13 protein-coding genes and 1 pseudogene are annotated in these 13,993 nt (G+C 66.3%); 8 read left to right on the forward strand and 6 right to left on the reverse strand.

All coding sequences use genetic code 11. From position 1 onward, the window contains the following. Positions 1–244: 244 nt before the first annotated feature. The 3 genes from NA2_RS15630 to NA2_RS22330 all read left to right on the forward strand — a co-directional run bounded on the left by NA2_RS15630 (position 245) and on the right by NA2_RS22330 (position 5,211). Entirely contained in the window at positions 245–2,731 is a 2,487-nt protein-coding gene (locus NA2_RS15630; RefSeq protein WP_008597988.1) for a heavy metal translocating P-type ATPase, read from the forward strand. Between the two features lie 912 nt (positions 2,732–3,643). Further along, complete coding sequence (locus NA2_RS22325) at positions 3,644–4,405, forward strand: DUF7507 domain-containing protein (protein WP_040678146.1); 762 nt, start codon at positions 3,644–3,646, stop codon at positions 4,403–4,405. A gap of 20 nt (positions 4,406–4,425) precedes the next feature. Next, positions 4,426–5,211, forward strand: coding sequence for a hypothetical protein (locus NA2_RS22330; RefSeq protein WP_040678148.1), 786 nt, complete (start codon positions 4,426–4,428; stop codon positions 5,209–5,211). Here NA2_RS22330 and NA2_RS15645 read toward each other — a convergent pair. Together NA2_RS15645 and NA2_RS15650 are read right to left on the reverse strand one after the other, a co-directional pair. After that, positions 5,201–5,899, reverse strand: coding sequence for a TIGR02281 family clan AA aspartic protease (locus tag NA2_RS15645; RefSeq protein WP_008597989.1), 699 nt, complete (start codon positions 5,897–5,899; stop codon positions 5,201–5,203). The genes NA2_RS22330 and NA2_RS15645 overlap by 11 nt on opposite strands. Positions 5,900–5,902: 3 nt before the next feature. Further along, complete coding sequence (locus NA2_RS15650) at positions 5,903–6,136, reverse strand: DUF1289 domain-containing protein (RefSeq protein WP_008597990.1); 234 nt, start codon at positions 6,134–6,136, stop codon at positions 5,903–5,905. A 190-nt stretch (positions 6,137–6,326) separates the two neighbouring features. On the opposite strand from NA2_RS15650, the gene NA2_RS15655 reads away from it, so the two are divergent. Next, complete coding sequence (locus tag NA2_RS15655) at positions 6,327–7,283, forward strand: nicotinate-nucleotide--dimethylbenzimidazole phosphoribosyltransferase (protein WP_008597991.1); 957 nt, start codon at positions 6,327–6,329, stop codon at positions 7,281–7,283. Between the two features lie 28 nt (positions 7,284–7,311). Here the strand turns inward: NA2_RS15655 and NA2_RS15660 are convergent, their stop codons facing one another. Further along, positions 7,312–8,838: a sensor histidine kinase gene (locus NA2_RS15660; protein ID WP_008597992.1), complete on the reverse strand. Its 1,527-nt coding sequence runs from the start codon at positions 8,836–8,838 to the stop codon at positions 7,312–7,314. A 68-nt stretch (positions 8,839–8,906) separates the two neighbouring features. On the opposite strand from NA2_RS15660, the gene NA2_RS15665 reads away from it, so the two are divergent. The 4 genes from NA2_RS15665 to NA2_RS15680 all read left to right on the forward strand — a co-directional run bounded on the left by NA2_RS15665 (position 8,907) and on the right by NA2_RS15680 (position 11,383). Continuing rightward, positions 8,907–9,533, forward strand: a complete 627-nt coding sequence (locus NA2_RS15665) for a thermonuclease family protein (protein ID WP_008597993.1) — start codon at positions 8,907–8,909, stop codon at positions 9,531–9,533. Positions 9,534–9,543: 10 nt separating this feature from the next. After that, complete coding sequence (locus NA2_RS15670) at positions 9,544–10,155, forward strand: glutathione S-transferase (protein ID WP_008597994.1); 612 nt, start codon at positions 9,544–9,546, stop codon at positions 10,153–10,155. Positions 10,156–10,165: 10 nt separating this feature from the next. Next, positions 10,166–10,786: a uracil-DNA glycosylase family protein gene (locus NA2_RS15675; protein ID WP_008597995.1), complete on the forward strand. Its 621-nt coding sequence runs from the start codon at positions 10,166–10,168 to the stop codon at positions 10,784–10,786. Between the two features lie 102 nt (positions 10,787–10,888). Next, positions 10,889–11,383 carry an Lrp/AsnC family transcriptional regulator gene (locus NA2_RS15680; RefSeq protein ID WP_008597996.1) on the forward strand — a complete coding sequence of 165 codons (495 nt, stop codon included), beginning with the start codon at positions 10,889–10,891 and terminating at the stop codon, positions 11,381–11,383. Between the two features lie 55 nt (positions 11,384–11,438). Here NA2_RS15680 and NA2_RS15685 read toward each other — a convergent pair. The 3 genes and pseudogenes from NA2_RS15685 to NA2_RS15695 form a co-directional block, all read right to left on the reverse strand. Next, positions 11,439–12,332: pseudogene (locus tag NA2_RS15685) on the reverse strand (NAD(P)-dependent oxidoreductase); the annotation flags it as partial. A 24-nt stretch (positions 12,333–12,356) separates the two neighbouring features. Further along, complete coding sequence (locus NA2_RS15690) at positions 12,357–13,181, reverse strand: ABC transporter permease (RefSeq protein ID WP_008597998.1); 825 nt, start codon at positions 13,179–13,181, stop codon at positions 12,357–12,359. Then, complete coding sequence (locus NA2_RS15695) at positions 13,178–13,891, reverse strand: ABC transporter permease (protein WP_008597999.1); 714 nt, start codon at positions 13,889–13,891, stop codon at positions 13,178–13,180. The genes NA2_RS15690 and NA2_RS15695 overlap by 4 nt, the downstream gene beginning before the upstream one ends. Positions 13,892–13,993 lie beyond the last annotated feature (102 nt).

The raw sequence follows: 13,993 nt of genomic DNA on the forward strand, positions 1-13,993 counted from the left end.
ATTTCTGGCACGCGCAGCGGAAGAATCCTCATCGCCGCCGCGAAAAGTCTGGCGGACACATAAAGGGAACCTCCGGAATGTCAAGGCCGGTTCGGTCGTTCGGCGCATCCGTCGCGGCAAAATCCGTGTTCCGGCCGACGAAAGGAGCCGGAACACGGCATCCTCTTGCCGCTTGACCTTCCAGCGACTGGAAGCCCTATGCACGCTGCGAACCTGGAAAACCAGCATTCGCGGAGCACGTGCGATGACGAACGGAACCACGAACCACGATCATCACAGAGACCCTGCCGGCGCAGGCGCGGAGGTCGTTCGCGACCCGGTCTGCGGCATGGAGGTCGATCCGCAGGCGGGCAAGCCGGCCGCCCGGCATGGCGGGCACAGCTATCATTTCTGCAGCACCTCGTGTCGCGACCGTTTTATGTCCGACCCGGACAACTATCTCGTCGCCACGGATCCGGTCTGCGGCATGGAGGTCGACCGCTCGACGGCGCGGCATATGCACAAGCACGGCGGTGAAAAGCACTATTTCTGCTCTTCCGGCTGCGCCGAGACGTTTGTTGCGGAACCCGAAAAATACCTCGGCGACCGGCCGAAGCCCGAACCGATGCCGAAAGGCACCCGGTACACATGCCCCATGCATCCCGAGATCGTTCGGGACGGACCCGGCGATTGCCCGAAATGCGGCATGGCGCTGGAGCCTATGGGCGTTCCGACCGGCGAGGAAGGCCCCAATCCCGAACTGGTGGACTTCACCCGCCGTTTCTGGGTCAGCGCGCTGCTGTCCGTCCCCGTCTTCGTGATCGCCATGGCGCCGATGGTCGGCCTGCCCCTGCGCCACTGGCTTGGGGAACGGACGGCCGTGTGGGTCGAGCTGGCGCTTGCGACGCCCGTCGTGCTTTGGGCGGCGCTGCCGTTCTTCCGGCGCGGCTGGCAGTCGATCGTCAACCGCAGCCCGAACATGTGGACGCTGATCGCCATCGGCGTCGGCGCCGCCTATCTCTATTCGGTCGTGGCGACGCTCCTGCCGGGCCTTTTCCCGCCATCCTTCCGCACCCATGGCGGTGCCGTGCCCGTCTATTTCGAGGCCGCCGCGGTGATCGTTGCGCTGGTCTTTCTCGGCCAGGTTCTGGAACTGAGGGCGCGCGAGCGCACCGGATCCGCGATCCGTGCCTTGCTCGATCTGTCGCCCAAGACCGCGAGGCTGATCGATGCGGACGGCGCCGAACGGGACGTGCCGCTCGATCAGGTCCGGGCGGGAGACCATTTGCGCGTCCGTCCGGGCGAGGCAGTGCCCGTCGACGGTGTGGTGGAGGACGGCCGTTCGGCGGTCGATGAATCGATGATCACCGGCGAGCCGGTGCCGATCGAGAAGACCAAGGGCGATCCCGTGACCGGCGGCACGCTCAACAAGAACGGGTCGCTGGTCATGCGCGCCGAAAGGGTCGGCAGCGAAACCATGCTGTCGCGCATCGTCGAGATGGTCGCTTCCGCGCAGCGCTCGCGGGCGCCAATCCAGGGCATGGCCGATCGCGTGGCGGCCTGGTTCGTGCCGACGGTGGTCCTGATCGCCATTGCTGCCTTCATCGTATGGGCGCTGGTCGGGCCGCCGCCAAGCATGATCTTCGCGATCGTTTCGGCGGTCTCCGTGCTGATCATCGCCTGTCCCTGCGCGCTCGGGCTTGCGACGCCGATGTCGATCATGACGGCGACCGGGCGGGGTGCGCAGGCCGGCGTCCTGATCCGCGACGCCGAGGCACTGGAGCGTTTTGCCGGGGTCGACACGCTGATCGTCGACAAGACCGGAACGCTGACCGAAGGGCGGCCGAAGCTCGCGGATGTGGTCCCCGCCGAGGGCATCTCGCGCGCCGATCTCCTGATGCTTGCGGGCAGCCTCGAACGCGGCTCCGAGCATCCGCTCGCGGAGGCGATCGTCGAGGGCGCGCAGACCGAGGGCGCCAAGCTGGCTGCGGCCGAGGATTTCGAAGCCGTCACCGGCAAGGGGGTCTCCGGCAGGGTTTCGGGCCGGCGTGTCTCGCTGGGCAACGCGGCGATGATGGAGGCGGTCGGTGTCCCGGTCGCCGCACTCCGGGAGACGGCCGAACGGTTGCAGGCGGAGGGCAAGACGGCGATGTTCGTTTCCGTCGACGGCGGGCTGGCGGGGGTTGTCGCCGTCGCCGACCCCATAAAGGAAAGCGCGCAATCGGCGATCCGCGCCCTGCACGAGAGCGGCCTGACCATCATCATGGCGACCGGCGACAACCGTCGAACCGCCGAATCGGTGGCGAAGAAGCTCGGCATCGATGCGGTGCGCGCCGATGTCCTGCCCGAGGACAAGAAGGCGCTTGTGGATGAACTGCGGGCGAAGGGCGCGCGTGTCGCGATGGCCGGCGACGGTGTCAACGACGCCCCGGCGCTGGCGGCGGCCGATGTCGGCATCGCGATGGGAACGGGCGCTGATGTTGCGATGGAGAGCGCCGGGATCACCCTGGTCAAGGGTGATCTGAACGGCATCGTCAGGGCGCGCAAACTGGCGCGCGCGACGCTCCGCAACATCAAGCAGAACCTGTTTTTCGCTTTTATTTACAACGCACTCGGCGTGCCGGTCGCGGCCGGTATCCTCTATCCGGTCTTTGGCGTTCTGCTGTCGCCGATGATCGCCGCCGCGGCGATGAGCCTGTCGTCCGTGTCCGTTATCGGCAACGCGCTGAGGCTGCGCGGGCTGAAGCTGTAGCGTTCCCGACAGGCCGCATCCGCGGATGCCAAAGCGCCGCCCCGCCACGGGGCGGTATCCCGGCATCCGCGTATCGTCGCCGGACGTTACCGTAAACCTACCTCTCCGGCACTGACCGCTCCCGGTCTCTTCCCCATTAACGTTTTGTTAACGATTTGCTCTGCGGGCGCGGATCGGCGCAGCCGGCCGCTCTGCAGCTGCCGTCGGCAAACAGGTATCGGCGCTAGCGGCGCCCTAGCAAGCGGGAGTTGTTGCGATGAGGTTGAACAGCCGGCGCACCGGGACTGTCGATCATGCGAACGCGGCGTTGCGGGAATGGGTGGTCCCCATCCGTCGAAGTCTCTCGGGGGTGTTGCTGATCGCGGTGGGGGGCCTTGTCGGATTGCCCGACCATGCCCATGCGCAAACGATCCCGCCGACGTCTCCGTGCAGCTACGGCGCCGGTGTCGTCCCGCCGGGATGGTCGATCGCCGGCGGTACGCCGGATTGTTCGCCCCCCAACACGACGAGCGGCCTGGGAAACACTCCATGGGTCAACGGACCCGTCCCCCCCCCCCCCCCCCCCACCTCGTTCGCGAGCTTTCACAACGACGGTACCAATCCTCCGGAAGGTATTTCCACGACCACGAGCGGCCTCACGGTCGGGCAGACATACCGCAGTCCCATGTATGGAGTGGGGAACCGGAAGCTACGGTGCCTGTACGGGGATCACTGCCGGCACCACGGGTGTTTCCACGACGCTCACGTTCCCAATGGAAACGGATTGGGGGCAAAGCGTCTTCGTCTTCACGGCCGCTGCGCCGTCGCAGACGCTGACGATCAGGCCTTCTTCCGCCAGTTCGAACCCAGCCTGTATGGTGGCATGTGGTTTCGAGATTGAAACACTGGCAATGTGCGCGAAGTGGCATCGCCATGGCCTCGTTCACTATGGTGGTTGACGCCAGCCTGGCACCGGGCGCGGTCAGTGCGACGGCCTTAATGGCCAGCTATCCACTGTCGAAGGCGGACATCGATCCTGACGGCGACGGCGATCCGGACGACCCGACGGTGACGCCACTGCCGCACAGAGTGTCGTTGGCGCTTCAGAAGACAGGCGCATATCAGGGCGACCCGAACGTGTTGGCCCAGCGGGGCGATACGGTGCTTTACACACTTCAGGTGGAGAACGACGGCAATGTTTCTCTGACCGGGGTGCAGCCGAGTGATCCTGGTCCGCGCTTCGACGGGCATCCGGGGACAGGATCGCTGTCGGGCTTCACCCCGGCGAGCGCCGATCTCCTTCCGGGCGAGAGACAGACCTTCACGGCGGTCTATAGGCTGAGCGCGGCCGATATCGGACGTGCACAGGACGTCGAGGACGGTATCACAAACGTGGCGACGGCGGCCGGAACAGGACCGAAGGGGCGCCTCGCGCAGTCGCCGGAAGCCTCGGCGATGGTTGACCTGCCTGGCTTCGCCATCACGAAGACGGCCGGGATCGCCGAGGTCAGGCGCGGCGGGCGGGTGCCCTACACAATCCGGGCGAAGGCGCTCGGCATCACAAGCCCGACGGTGGTCAACCTGATCGACCAGGTGCGGGTGGCCTTCGCCTATGTGTCGGGCTCGGCGACCTTCAACGGTGCGCCGGTCACGCCGAAGGTGGGGGGGGGCGGCGGATCGTCTTCGAGAAGGTAACGCTCAATCCGGACGAAGAGGTGGAGATTACGCTCTCGCTGGTGGCGACGGCGGCGGCCAAGCCGGACGAGTACGTCAACCGCGCTCACGTGGAGGACGAAACGGGGAAGGTGGTGTCTCGGGTGGCGACGGCGGCGGTCGAGGTGGTGGTCGAAGCGATCTTCGACTGCGGCGACGTGCTGGGCAAGGTGTTCGACGACAAGAACCGTAACGGCTACCAGGATGCGGGCGAGCCGGGCCTGCCGGGTGCGCGTGTCGCCACGGTGAAGGGCTTGCTCGTTACCTCCGACAAGCACGGCCGGTTCCACGTGGCCTGCGCCGATCTGCCGGACCAGCGGATCGGGACGAACTACATGCTGAAGCTCGACCCGCGCTCGCTGCCGTCGGGCTACCGGCTGACGACCGAGAACCCGCGCGTCGTGCGGCTGACGGCGGGCAAGGCGTCAGAGTTCGCCTTCGGGGCGTCGATCGGCCGTGTCGTGCGGCTCGACCTGAACGGCGGGGCCTTCGAGGAGGGACAGGTGCTGCTCCGGCCCGAATGGCGGGCGAGGCTCGAGCAGATGATTGCCCTGCTCGACAAGGAGCCTTCGGTGCTGCGGTTGTTCTACTCGGAGCCCGGCGGCGGTAGCAGGCTTGGGGCGCAACGGATGGACGCGGTGAAGCGGGCCGTCGCCGACCGCTGGCGCACCGTCGGCGGGCGCTACCGGCTCGAGGTCGAGACCAGCATCGACACCACTGGCGGGCGCACAGGATTGGATCGCCAGCCTACAAGGAACCGGAAAACCGCTCCCGCGGTCAGTCCCTGAGGACGATGCGGTCGCCGCGCAGATCGAACCCGGACAGTGTGTCGATGAAGCTCATGCCGAGCAGGCTTTGGGTGAGCCTGCCCGGCTGGGCGATGTGGACCGGCAGGTCGTTGCGGACGATCGCGCCGACGCGAATCTCCCCGGCGCGCGCCGTCGCTACCAGGGCGGTGCCGTTGGCGGTCGATACGGGGATGCGGAAATCGAGCCTGCTCAGGTCATAGCCGGAGCGAACGGCATCCTCGGCCGACAGGACCACGCCGCTTGCACCGGTGTCGATCAGCATGCGGATCGAGGCCCCGTTGACATCGGCCAGCACCTCGAAATGCCCGCGCGAGGATCGGTCCACCAGAACCCTGGCTCCGGCATCGTCGCTGATGGAGACCGGACTTCCGGGCACCAGCCCGGCGGTCACCCGGGAGGCGACGTCCTGCAGCTCGTAGCGATACTGGTAGAGGGCGACGAGCGCCAGGATGACGAGCGCCCAGATTGCCAGCGACCGCGCCATCTGGCCCATCCGCAGGCCCGACCCAAGCAGGCCGAGCGCGATCACCGAACCCAGGACGCCGAGATACAGGGTGCGCGCGAAGGCGTTGTTCTCGATGCCGAAGACACTGCCGGAATCGTGGTTGGCGACCAGCAGGACCAACCCGCCGCCGAGCACCGCGATGGCGATCCAGAACAGCCGCATCCCTCAGCCCCCAGCCGCGCGCAGGCGGGCAAGCCGGGCACGCCTGGTCTCGCGCCGCGGGCGTCGTTCGACCGTTTCGAGGCGGTCGGGCAGCGTCTCCATGACGGCGCGTCGCTGGCCCGGCGGCATGTTGAGCCATGCGGCGATCTCATCGCGCGTCCGGCCGCAACCGAAGCAGTAGCCCGTCTTGATGTCGATGGAGCACACGAGGATACAGGGAGATTCGATTTCAGCCATGACCCGTCAAACCATTTGGTCTGACATGGGGCATTCGCCGGCCATGCGCAAGGGGGTCGTGCGCCGGCGGCCCGGGGCGCCGTTCGTCCCGATCAGCCGGAATGCCCGTTGCCGTGTCGTTCAGACCCATTGCGTCGGGCGCGCCCGACCGTTATGCCGGTGCCCGTCTCCAACCGGGATTTCTTCTTTCATGACCGTTTCGGGAATGCCATTCGACGATGTGCGCGCCTTGCTCTCGCAGATCAAGGGGCCGGACCAGGGCGCGGCGGCCGGCATGGCGGCCGCGTTCGCCAAGGCTGGCCATGCGGGGGACGATCTGGGCCGTCTCAAGGAACTGGCCGTCTGGCTCGCCGCTACACGGGGCCGCGTTCCGCCATTGATCGGGCAGGCCGGCGTGGCCCTCTATGCCGCGACGCACGGCTTCGCCTCGGGCGAGGAAGACGTGCTGGCGGCGCAGCGCGGCCGCGTGGATGCGGTGGCCGCGGGCGCCGCGGCGGTGTCGCATCTGTGCGTTGCCAACGACCTGTCGCTGAACGTCTTCGACCTGGCGCTCGACATGCCCTCGACGGACATCACCAGGGATGCAGCGCTTGACGAGCGGAGCTGCGCCGCGACGATCGCCTTCGGCATGGAGGCGACGGCGGAGGGAGGCGATCTGCTCTGCCTCGGCGCGCTGGGCGCCCAGGCAGAGATTGCCGCAGGCGCCGTGCTGGCTGCCTTGTATGAAGGGGGCGAGGGCGCCTTCGGCGGCGAAACGATCGCCCGCGCCCTCGTATGCCATGCCGGCAGCCTGCGGGATCCGCTTGAAGTGCTGCGCCGCCTCGGCGGGCGTGACATCGCGGCACTCACCGGTGCCATCCTGGCGGCGCGCGCCCAGAACATTCCCGTCATCCTCGACGGTCTGCCGGCGCTGGCTGCTGCGGCGATCCTGCAGCGGCTTGCGCCGGGTGCGGCATCTCACTGCCTGCTCGCCTCGGCCGATACGCCCGCCATGCAGCAGGCTGCCGCGCACCTGCAGCTGGAGCCGTTGCTGGCGTTCGGCGTGACGCGGGGGGACTGCTCTGCGGCAGCTCTCGCGGCGGCGGTGGTCAAGTCGGCTGCGGTCCTTGCCGGCGGCGTGGCCGAGATCGCGCGGCGCATCGGCTAGGACCGGGCCATGTAGGACGCGACCCGCGTCAGCGCCGGCCGCCAGAAACGGCCTTTCTTTCCTGCGGCATGGCCGGAAGCTCTTCCATGACGCGGGAGCGGGGAAAGGCGACGACCGCCTCGGTGCCCGAGCGGAGCTTAGATTTCAGTTCGAAGGCCCCGCCATGCAGTTCGGCCAGTCCCTGGACGATTGGCAGGCCAAGCCCGGTGCCCTGTTCGGCGCTCTTGATGGCGATCGACCCCTGGCCGAACGCCGACAGCACGATCGCCAGCTCGTCCGCCGGTATGCCGGGTCCGTTGTCGCTGATCGAGAGATACTGTCCGCCGCCTGCCGTCCACCCGACGCGGATGCGGATTTCGCCGCCGGTGGCGGTGAATTTCACTGCGTTGGAAAGCAGGTTGAGAGCGATCTGGCGGATGGCCCGTTCGTCGGCGAACAGGCGCAGAAGCGTCGGCTCCACCTGCACGGTCAGGCGGATGTCCTTGCCGCGCGCCTTCAATTCCATCAGCCGGCAGCAATCCTCGACCACGGATGCGAGAAGCAGCGGTTCCTCGTTGAGCTGATAACGCCCGGCCTCGATGCGCGACAGGTCGAGAATCTCGTTGATCAGGTTCAGGAGGTGCCGGCCGGATTCGTGGATGTCGCCCGCATAGCTTCGGTAGGTGGGATTCTCCAGCGGCCCCAGAACCTCGTTCGCCATGACCTCCGAGAAGCCGAGAATGGCGTTGAGCGGTGTCCGGAGTTCATGGCTCATCGAGGCCAGGAAACGGGACTTGGCGAGATTGGCTTCCTCGGCGCGGCGGCGTGCCTCGTCCGACATCGACTTCGCCGTTTCCAGCTCGCCGATCAGACCGTCCTTCTCGCTGTTGAACGACAGAAGCGTCAGGGCCGCCCGTTTGCGGTGATGCGCCACATAAGCGAAGAATGGCAGCGAGACGGCCAGCAGGACGGCCATCGCCGCATAGGCTGGAACCGGTTGTCCTGCAATGCCGAGGGCGAACAGGCAGACGGGTCCGGCGAAGGCCGCAACGAGCGCGCCGCCGAGCGATGCCGTGATCATCGCCGTGGCCGCGATCACACAGAGAAGAAGGGCCGCCTGCAGCGCCGGGAGCTGCGAGACGCCACAGTCCCCGCAGCGCAACGTGATGAAGTATGCCCAGCCGAGACCGCTGACGAAATGGGCCAGGAACAGCAGGTGACGGCTGCGGGTCACCTCGATCTCGTTGCGGCTGCGCCTCTCGATTCCCCGCGCGACCAGATAGAGCGGCGCGTAGCAGAGCGTCGCGACAAGCGCCCACAGGGAGACTGCTTCCCCCATGCCGAAGTAAAAGCCGGCAAGGCATACGAGCGTGACGAGAACGGGGAGCGCAGGTGCGGCCCGCAGGACCGCGTGGGCGTGGATCTTCAGCAGGTCTCGGTTGAAATCGGGGCTGCCGGCGTTCTGTGACAGGCGATCGCGCGTGCGGCGCACAGCCCGGCCGACATTGCTGTTGCGATGCGGCTTGGTGCGGTCCACAATGAATTTGTCAGCCGATTTTGAAGGTTGCGGCGCCATCACCCGTTTTGCATTCCAGCTATTCAGCTATGACGCTATCAAGGAATGATTAAGAGACCCTTCAGCAGATGAGCCGCAGCCGTTTCAGAAAGCGCCGGCGGAGCCGGTTCGGGCGCTTTGGCGATCTGCTGCTGGCACTCGGTCTGCTCGTGGCGGTTGCGCTGGCCGTCGAGCGGCTTGACCGTTTCAGCATGCGCAGCCTTTCGGGGGCGGTCACGGTGCATGACGGGGACACGATCACGGTTTCCGGCGAGCGCATTCGTCTGAAGGGGCTGGACGCGCCGGAATATGCGCAGACCTGCAGCCGGCAGGGTGCGACCTATGCCTGCGGCAGGCAGGCGCGCGATATGCTCCGGCAGCTGGTCGGCACCGGACCGGTGGATTGCGAGGGGTTCGAGCGCGACCGGTATGACCGGCTTCTCGCCGTCTGCACGGCGGGCGGCAGGGATGTCGGGGAAGCGCTGGTGGAAGCCGGATGGGCCGTGGCCTATGGCGACTATGACCGCGTCGAGGCGGATGCGCGCCGGGCGCGCCGGGGATTGTGGGACGGTGCGTTCGACGCGCCGCGCGACTGGCGCGAACTGCACGGACAGGAAGCCGGCATGGAGGCGACGGGCATTGCCGGACGGGTGGCGAACATCGTCAGACGCCTGCTTGCGCGCATATCCGGATATCTGTTTGGGAGCGATCTGTGAGGGTGAGCCGATGAAACTATACGATGGAGGCAGGGCGCCGAACCCGCGCCGCGTTCGCATCTTTCTGGCGGAAAAGGGCATCGAGGTTCCGCTCGAACTGGTGGACATGGGCGCGATGGAGCATCGGTCCGCGTCGCTGACGAAGCGCAATCCGCTGCAGCGCCTGCCGGTGCTCGAGCTGGATGACGGGACGATCCTCACCGAGACGATCGCCATCTGCCGCTATTTCGAGGCCCTGCATCCCGAACCCGCGCTGTTCGGCAAGGGTGCGCTCGGCAGCGCGCTGGTGGAGATGTGGCAGCGGCGCGTGGAGATGCATCTTTTCCTTCCCGTGGCGCAGGTGTTCCGTCACCTGCATCCGGCGATGCGCGAATGGGAGGTGCCGCAGGTGCCGGCCTGGGGCGAGGCCAACAAGCCGAAGGTCTTCGCGTTCCTGCGCCATCTCGACGAGGCGCTGGCGGACCGACCATTCATCGCGGGCGACGACTACAGCGTCGCCGACATTACGGGGCTGGTCAGCATCGACTTCATGAAGCCCGCGAAACTGGCCTTTCCCGAAGGGCTCGATCATCTGGCACGCTGGTATCACACCGTGTCCGGGCGGCCGAGCGCGAAAGCCTGAGGCGGCTTCGGTGAGCCAGCCGCTGGATCAGCTCCTGACGCGCATCCGGGCCTGCCGGATCTGCGTCGAGGCTCCGCTTTCCACGCCGCTGCCGCACGAGCCGCGGCCGGTGGTGGTCGGGTCGCGCAAGGCGCGTATCCTGATCGCCGGCCAGGCGCCGGGAACACGGGTGCATGCCTCGGGCATTCCCTTCGACGACCGGTCCGGCGACCGCCTGCGCGACTGGCTTCAGGTGGACCGGCCGACCTTCTACGATGCGGACCGGTTTGCCATCGCGCCGATGGGGTTCTGCTTTCCCGGTCTTGACGCCAAGGGCGGCGACCTGCCGCCGCGTAAGGAATGCGCGCCCGCCTGGCGCGACGCGTTGATGGGGCTGATGCCGCAGATCGCCCTTGTCCTAGTGATCGGGCAGTATGCGCAGGCCTGGCATCTGGGCAGGGAGCGTTCCGCGACGCTCACCGAGACGGTGCGCGACTGGCGGCGCCTGTTCGAGCGGGAGGCGCGCCCGCGCGTCCTGCCGCTGCCGCATCCCTCCTGGCGCAACACCGGCTGGCTGAAGAAGAATCCCTGGTTCGAGCGCGACCTGCTGCCGGTTCTGAGAGAGGAAATTCGCTCCCATCTTGCCAGTTGATGGGAATAATCAACTTCTCAGCCGCATTCATAGGAAAAATGTTTCTTGTTATCGGGGATTTCCGTTGGCAAATTAGGAAACTGTTTTTCTCCGGAGTCGACCATGGACCGCCTAGACCGCAAGATCCTGCGCCTGTTGCAAGAAAATTCGACCCTCGCGGTCGCCGATGTGGCGAAAAAGGTCGGGCTTTCGACGACGCCCTGCTGGCGGCGCATTCAGAAGCTGGAGGAGGAGGGCGTCATCCGCCGGCGCGTCGCCGTTCTCGACCCCGAGCGGGTCAACGCCAAGGTGAACGTGTTCGTCTCGATCCGGACCAACATGCACAGCCACGAATGGCTGAAGCGCTTCTCGGAAGTCATCCAGCAATTCCCGGAGGTGGTTGAGTTCTATCGCATGAGTGGGGATGTGGACTATCTGCTGCGCGTCGTGGTGCCGGATATTGCCGCCTATGACGCGTTCTACAAGCGGATGATCGCCAAGATCGAGATCCGCGACGTGTCGTCCACCTTCGCGATGGAGCAGATCAAGTACACGACCGAGCTGCCGCTGGACTATCTGGTCCTCGACAAGGAGTCGGGCGCTTCCAACGCGGCGTGACGCCTGCGCACCGCGCGGCAGCAGCCAGGTGCGGTGACCCGGCTGCGGTACACGGTCACTTCTCCAGCCGGGCGAGCAGGGAAGACGTGTCCCAACGTTTGCCGCCCATGGACTGGACCTCCTTGTAGAACTGGTCGACCAGCGCCGTGACCGGCAGCGCGGCGCCGTTGCGATCGGCCTCGGCCAGGCAGATGCCGAGATCCTTGCGCATCCAGTCGACGGCGAAGCCGAAATCGTAACGCCCCTCGTTCATCGTCTTGTGCCGGTTTTCCATCTGCCACGAGCCGGCGGCCCCCTTGGAGATGACGTCGATCACCTTCTCGATGTCGAGGCCGGCCTTCTTGCCGAAATGGATGCCCTCGGCCAGTCCCTGAACGAGACCGGCGATGCAGATCTGGTTGATCATCTTGGTCAGCTGGCCGGCGCCCGCCGGTCCCATGAGGCCGACCATGCGCGCGAAGGACTGGATGACGGGGCTCGCCCTGTCGAACACGGCCTGGTCGCCGCCGCACATGACGGTCAGCACGCCGTTCTCCGCGCCGGCCTGGCCGCCGGAAACCGGGGCGTCGATGAAATCGAAACCGCGCTTCTGCGCCTCGGCGGCCAGCTCGCGCGCGACTTCGGCGGAGGCCGTGGTGTTGTCGATGAAGACGGAGCCGCTTTTCATGGCGTGAAACGCGCCGTGCTCGCCGGTCGTGACCGAGCGCAGGTCGTCGTCATTGCCCACGCAGGCGAACACGAAATCCTTGTCGCGTGCGGCCTCCATCGGCGTCGCCGCCGTCTGTCCGCCATGTTCCGCAACCCATTTCTCGGCCTTCGCGGCGTTGCGGTTGTAGACGGTCACCCTGTGGCCGCCCTTGTTCTGCAAGTGGGCGGCCATGGGGTATCCCATGACGCCCAGTCCGATGAACGCGACTTCAGACATTCGGCACTGCTCTCCCGGTGGTTCTCGCTGCCAGGCCGCCGGCCTGCCTCAGCGCTTCAGATGGCGGGTGATGCGGCGCTCGATCCAGTCGATCAGGTTGCGCAGCACCTCGACGATGGCAAGATAGATCATGGCCGCCCAGATGTAAGTCTGGAAATCGAAGGTCTGCGAATAGGCGCGCCGGGTCTCGCCCATCAGGTCGTAGACCGTGATGATGGCCACGATGGCAGACCCCTTGATCATCAGGATGATCTCGTTGCCATAGGGGCGCAGGGCGACGATCATCGCCTGCGGCACGATGATCTTGCGGATGGTCTGCATCTTCGACAGGCCGAGTGCCGCGGCGGCTTCCCACTGGCCGCGCCGGACGCTTTCTATCGCGCCGCGCAGGATTTCCGCCTGATAGGCGGCGGTGTTCAGCGTGAAGGCGAAGACGGCGCAGTACCAGGCCTCGCGGAAGAAGGTCCAAAGCCCGACCGCCTGCAGTTCCGGGCGGAACGAGCCGAGCCCGTAATAGACGAGGAAGGTCTGTGCCAGAAGCGGGGTTCCGCGGAAGAAATAGACATAGGCATAGGCCAGCGCCGCGACGAAGCCGTTGCGCGAGGTGCGGCCATAGGCGATCGGGATCGATAGGAGCGCGCCCAGAATCACCGAGACGACGACCAGCTTCACGGTGACCCACAGGCCCGAGAGGTAGCGCGGTAGATAGCGCTGGAAGATCGCCGGGTCCCAGGCGTCGAGCATGAAGACCAGCACCGCCAGGGCGAGGGCGGCCCAGATGCTCAGGAGGACAACGCCGATGGTGCGCTGGAGGGTCCAGCGGTCTCTCACGACCGGCGGTCGTTCCGCCGCCAGGGTCTGTTCCGTCCTCATCGCGATGCCCCGCTGCGCCGGGTCCAGTTCTCGATGGCGTGCAGGACGATGGAGGAAAGCATGGCCAGAACCAGATAGATCAGGCAGGCGATGCCGAAGAAGAGGAAGGCTTCCTTGGTCACCCGCGCCGCAATGCCGCTCTGGCGGAGGATATCCGCAAGACCGATGACCGAAACGAGCGCCGTGTCCTTGAGCAGGATCAGCCACAGGTTCGAGAGGCCGGGAAGGGCAAGGCGCACCAATTGCGGCAGGATGATGAGCCGCATGGTCTGCAGTCCGGAGAGACCGACCGCGAAACTGCCCTCATACTGTCCCTGCGGGATGGCGCGAAACGCGGCCAGAAACACCTCGCTGGCATAGGAGGAGAACACCACGCCGAGCGCGATCATGCCGGCGACGAAGGCGTTGACCTCGATGTTCGCCGAGGGATCGAACAGATGGACGAGGCGCTGCAGTCCGATCTGCGCGCCGTAGAAGACCAGGAAAAGGGTCAGGAGTTCGGGAAGGCCGCGAAACAGCGTCGTGTAGATGTTGGCCGCCAGGCGCAGGAAGCGGTCGTTGGAGCGCTTGCCGAGCGCGATGAAGAAGCCCACGAGCAGACCGAGCGGCAGCGTCGCGAGCGCAAGCGACACCGTTACCAGCACGCCTTCCGCAATGTTATCGCCCCAGCCTTCGGGCCCGAAGCTCAGCAGGGTCAAGACCCGTTCCATCTCCCAAATCCCCGTTTTGGGCATCGTTCCGGGATTGTTGGCTGTCGCAGCGCGTGCCCCTGGCTGCGGTTCCCGGTTCCGATTGCATGTGCCGCATGGCGG

Origin of the sequence: Nitratireductor pacificus pht-3B (assembly GCF_000300335.1) — a bacterium.
GTDB classification, from domain to species: Bacteria; Pseudomonadota; Alphaproteobacteria; order Rhizobiales; family Rhizobiaceae; genus Nitratireductor; species Nitratireductor pacificus.

Coding starts and splice junctions, on each gene's coding strand:
- NA2_RS15630 (WP_008597988.1), top strand. CDS start 245: ATGACGAACGGAACCACGAACCACGATCATCACAGAGACCCTGCCGGC.
- NA2_RS22325 (WP_040678146.1), top strand. CDS start 3,644: ATGGCCTCGTTCACTATGGTGGTTGACGCCAGCCTGGCACCGGGCGCG.
- NA2_RS15645 (WP_008597989.1), bottom strand. CDS start 5,899: ATGCGGCTGTTCTGGATCGCCATCGCGGTGCTCGGCGGCGGGTTGGTC.
- NA2_RS15650 (WP_008597990.1), bottom strand. CDS start 6,136: ATGGCTGAAATCGAATCTCCCTGTATCCTCGTGTGCTCCATCGACATC.
- NA2_RS15655 (WP_008597991.1), top strand. CDS start 6,327: ATGACCGTTTCGGGAATGCCATTCGACGATGTGCGCGCCTTGCTCTCG.
- NA2_RS15660 (WP_008597992.1), bottom strand. CDS start 8,838: ATGGCGCCGCAACCTTCAAAATCGGCTGACAAATTCATTGTGGACCGC.
- NA2_RS15665 (WP_008597993.1), top strand. CDS start 8,907: ATGAGCCGCAGCCGTTTCAGAAAGCGCCGGCGGAGCCGGTTCGGGCGC.
- NA2_RS15670 (WP_008597994.1), top strand. CDS start 9,544: ATGAAACTATACGATGGAGGCAGGGCGCCGAACCCGCGCCGCGTTCGC.
- NA2_RS15680 (WP_008597996.1), top strand. CDS start 10,889: ATGGACCGCCTAGACCGCAAGATCCTGCGCCTGTTGCAAGAAAATTCG.
- NA2_RS15690 (WP_008597998.1), bottom strand. CDS start 13,181: ATGAGGACGGAACAGACCCTGGCGGCGGAACGACCGCCGGTCGTGAGA.
- NA2_RS15695 (WP_008597999.1), bottom strand. CDS start 13,891: ATGGAACGGGTCTTGACCCTGCTGAGCTTCGGGCCCGAAGGCTGGGGC.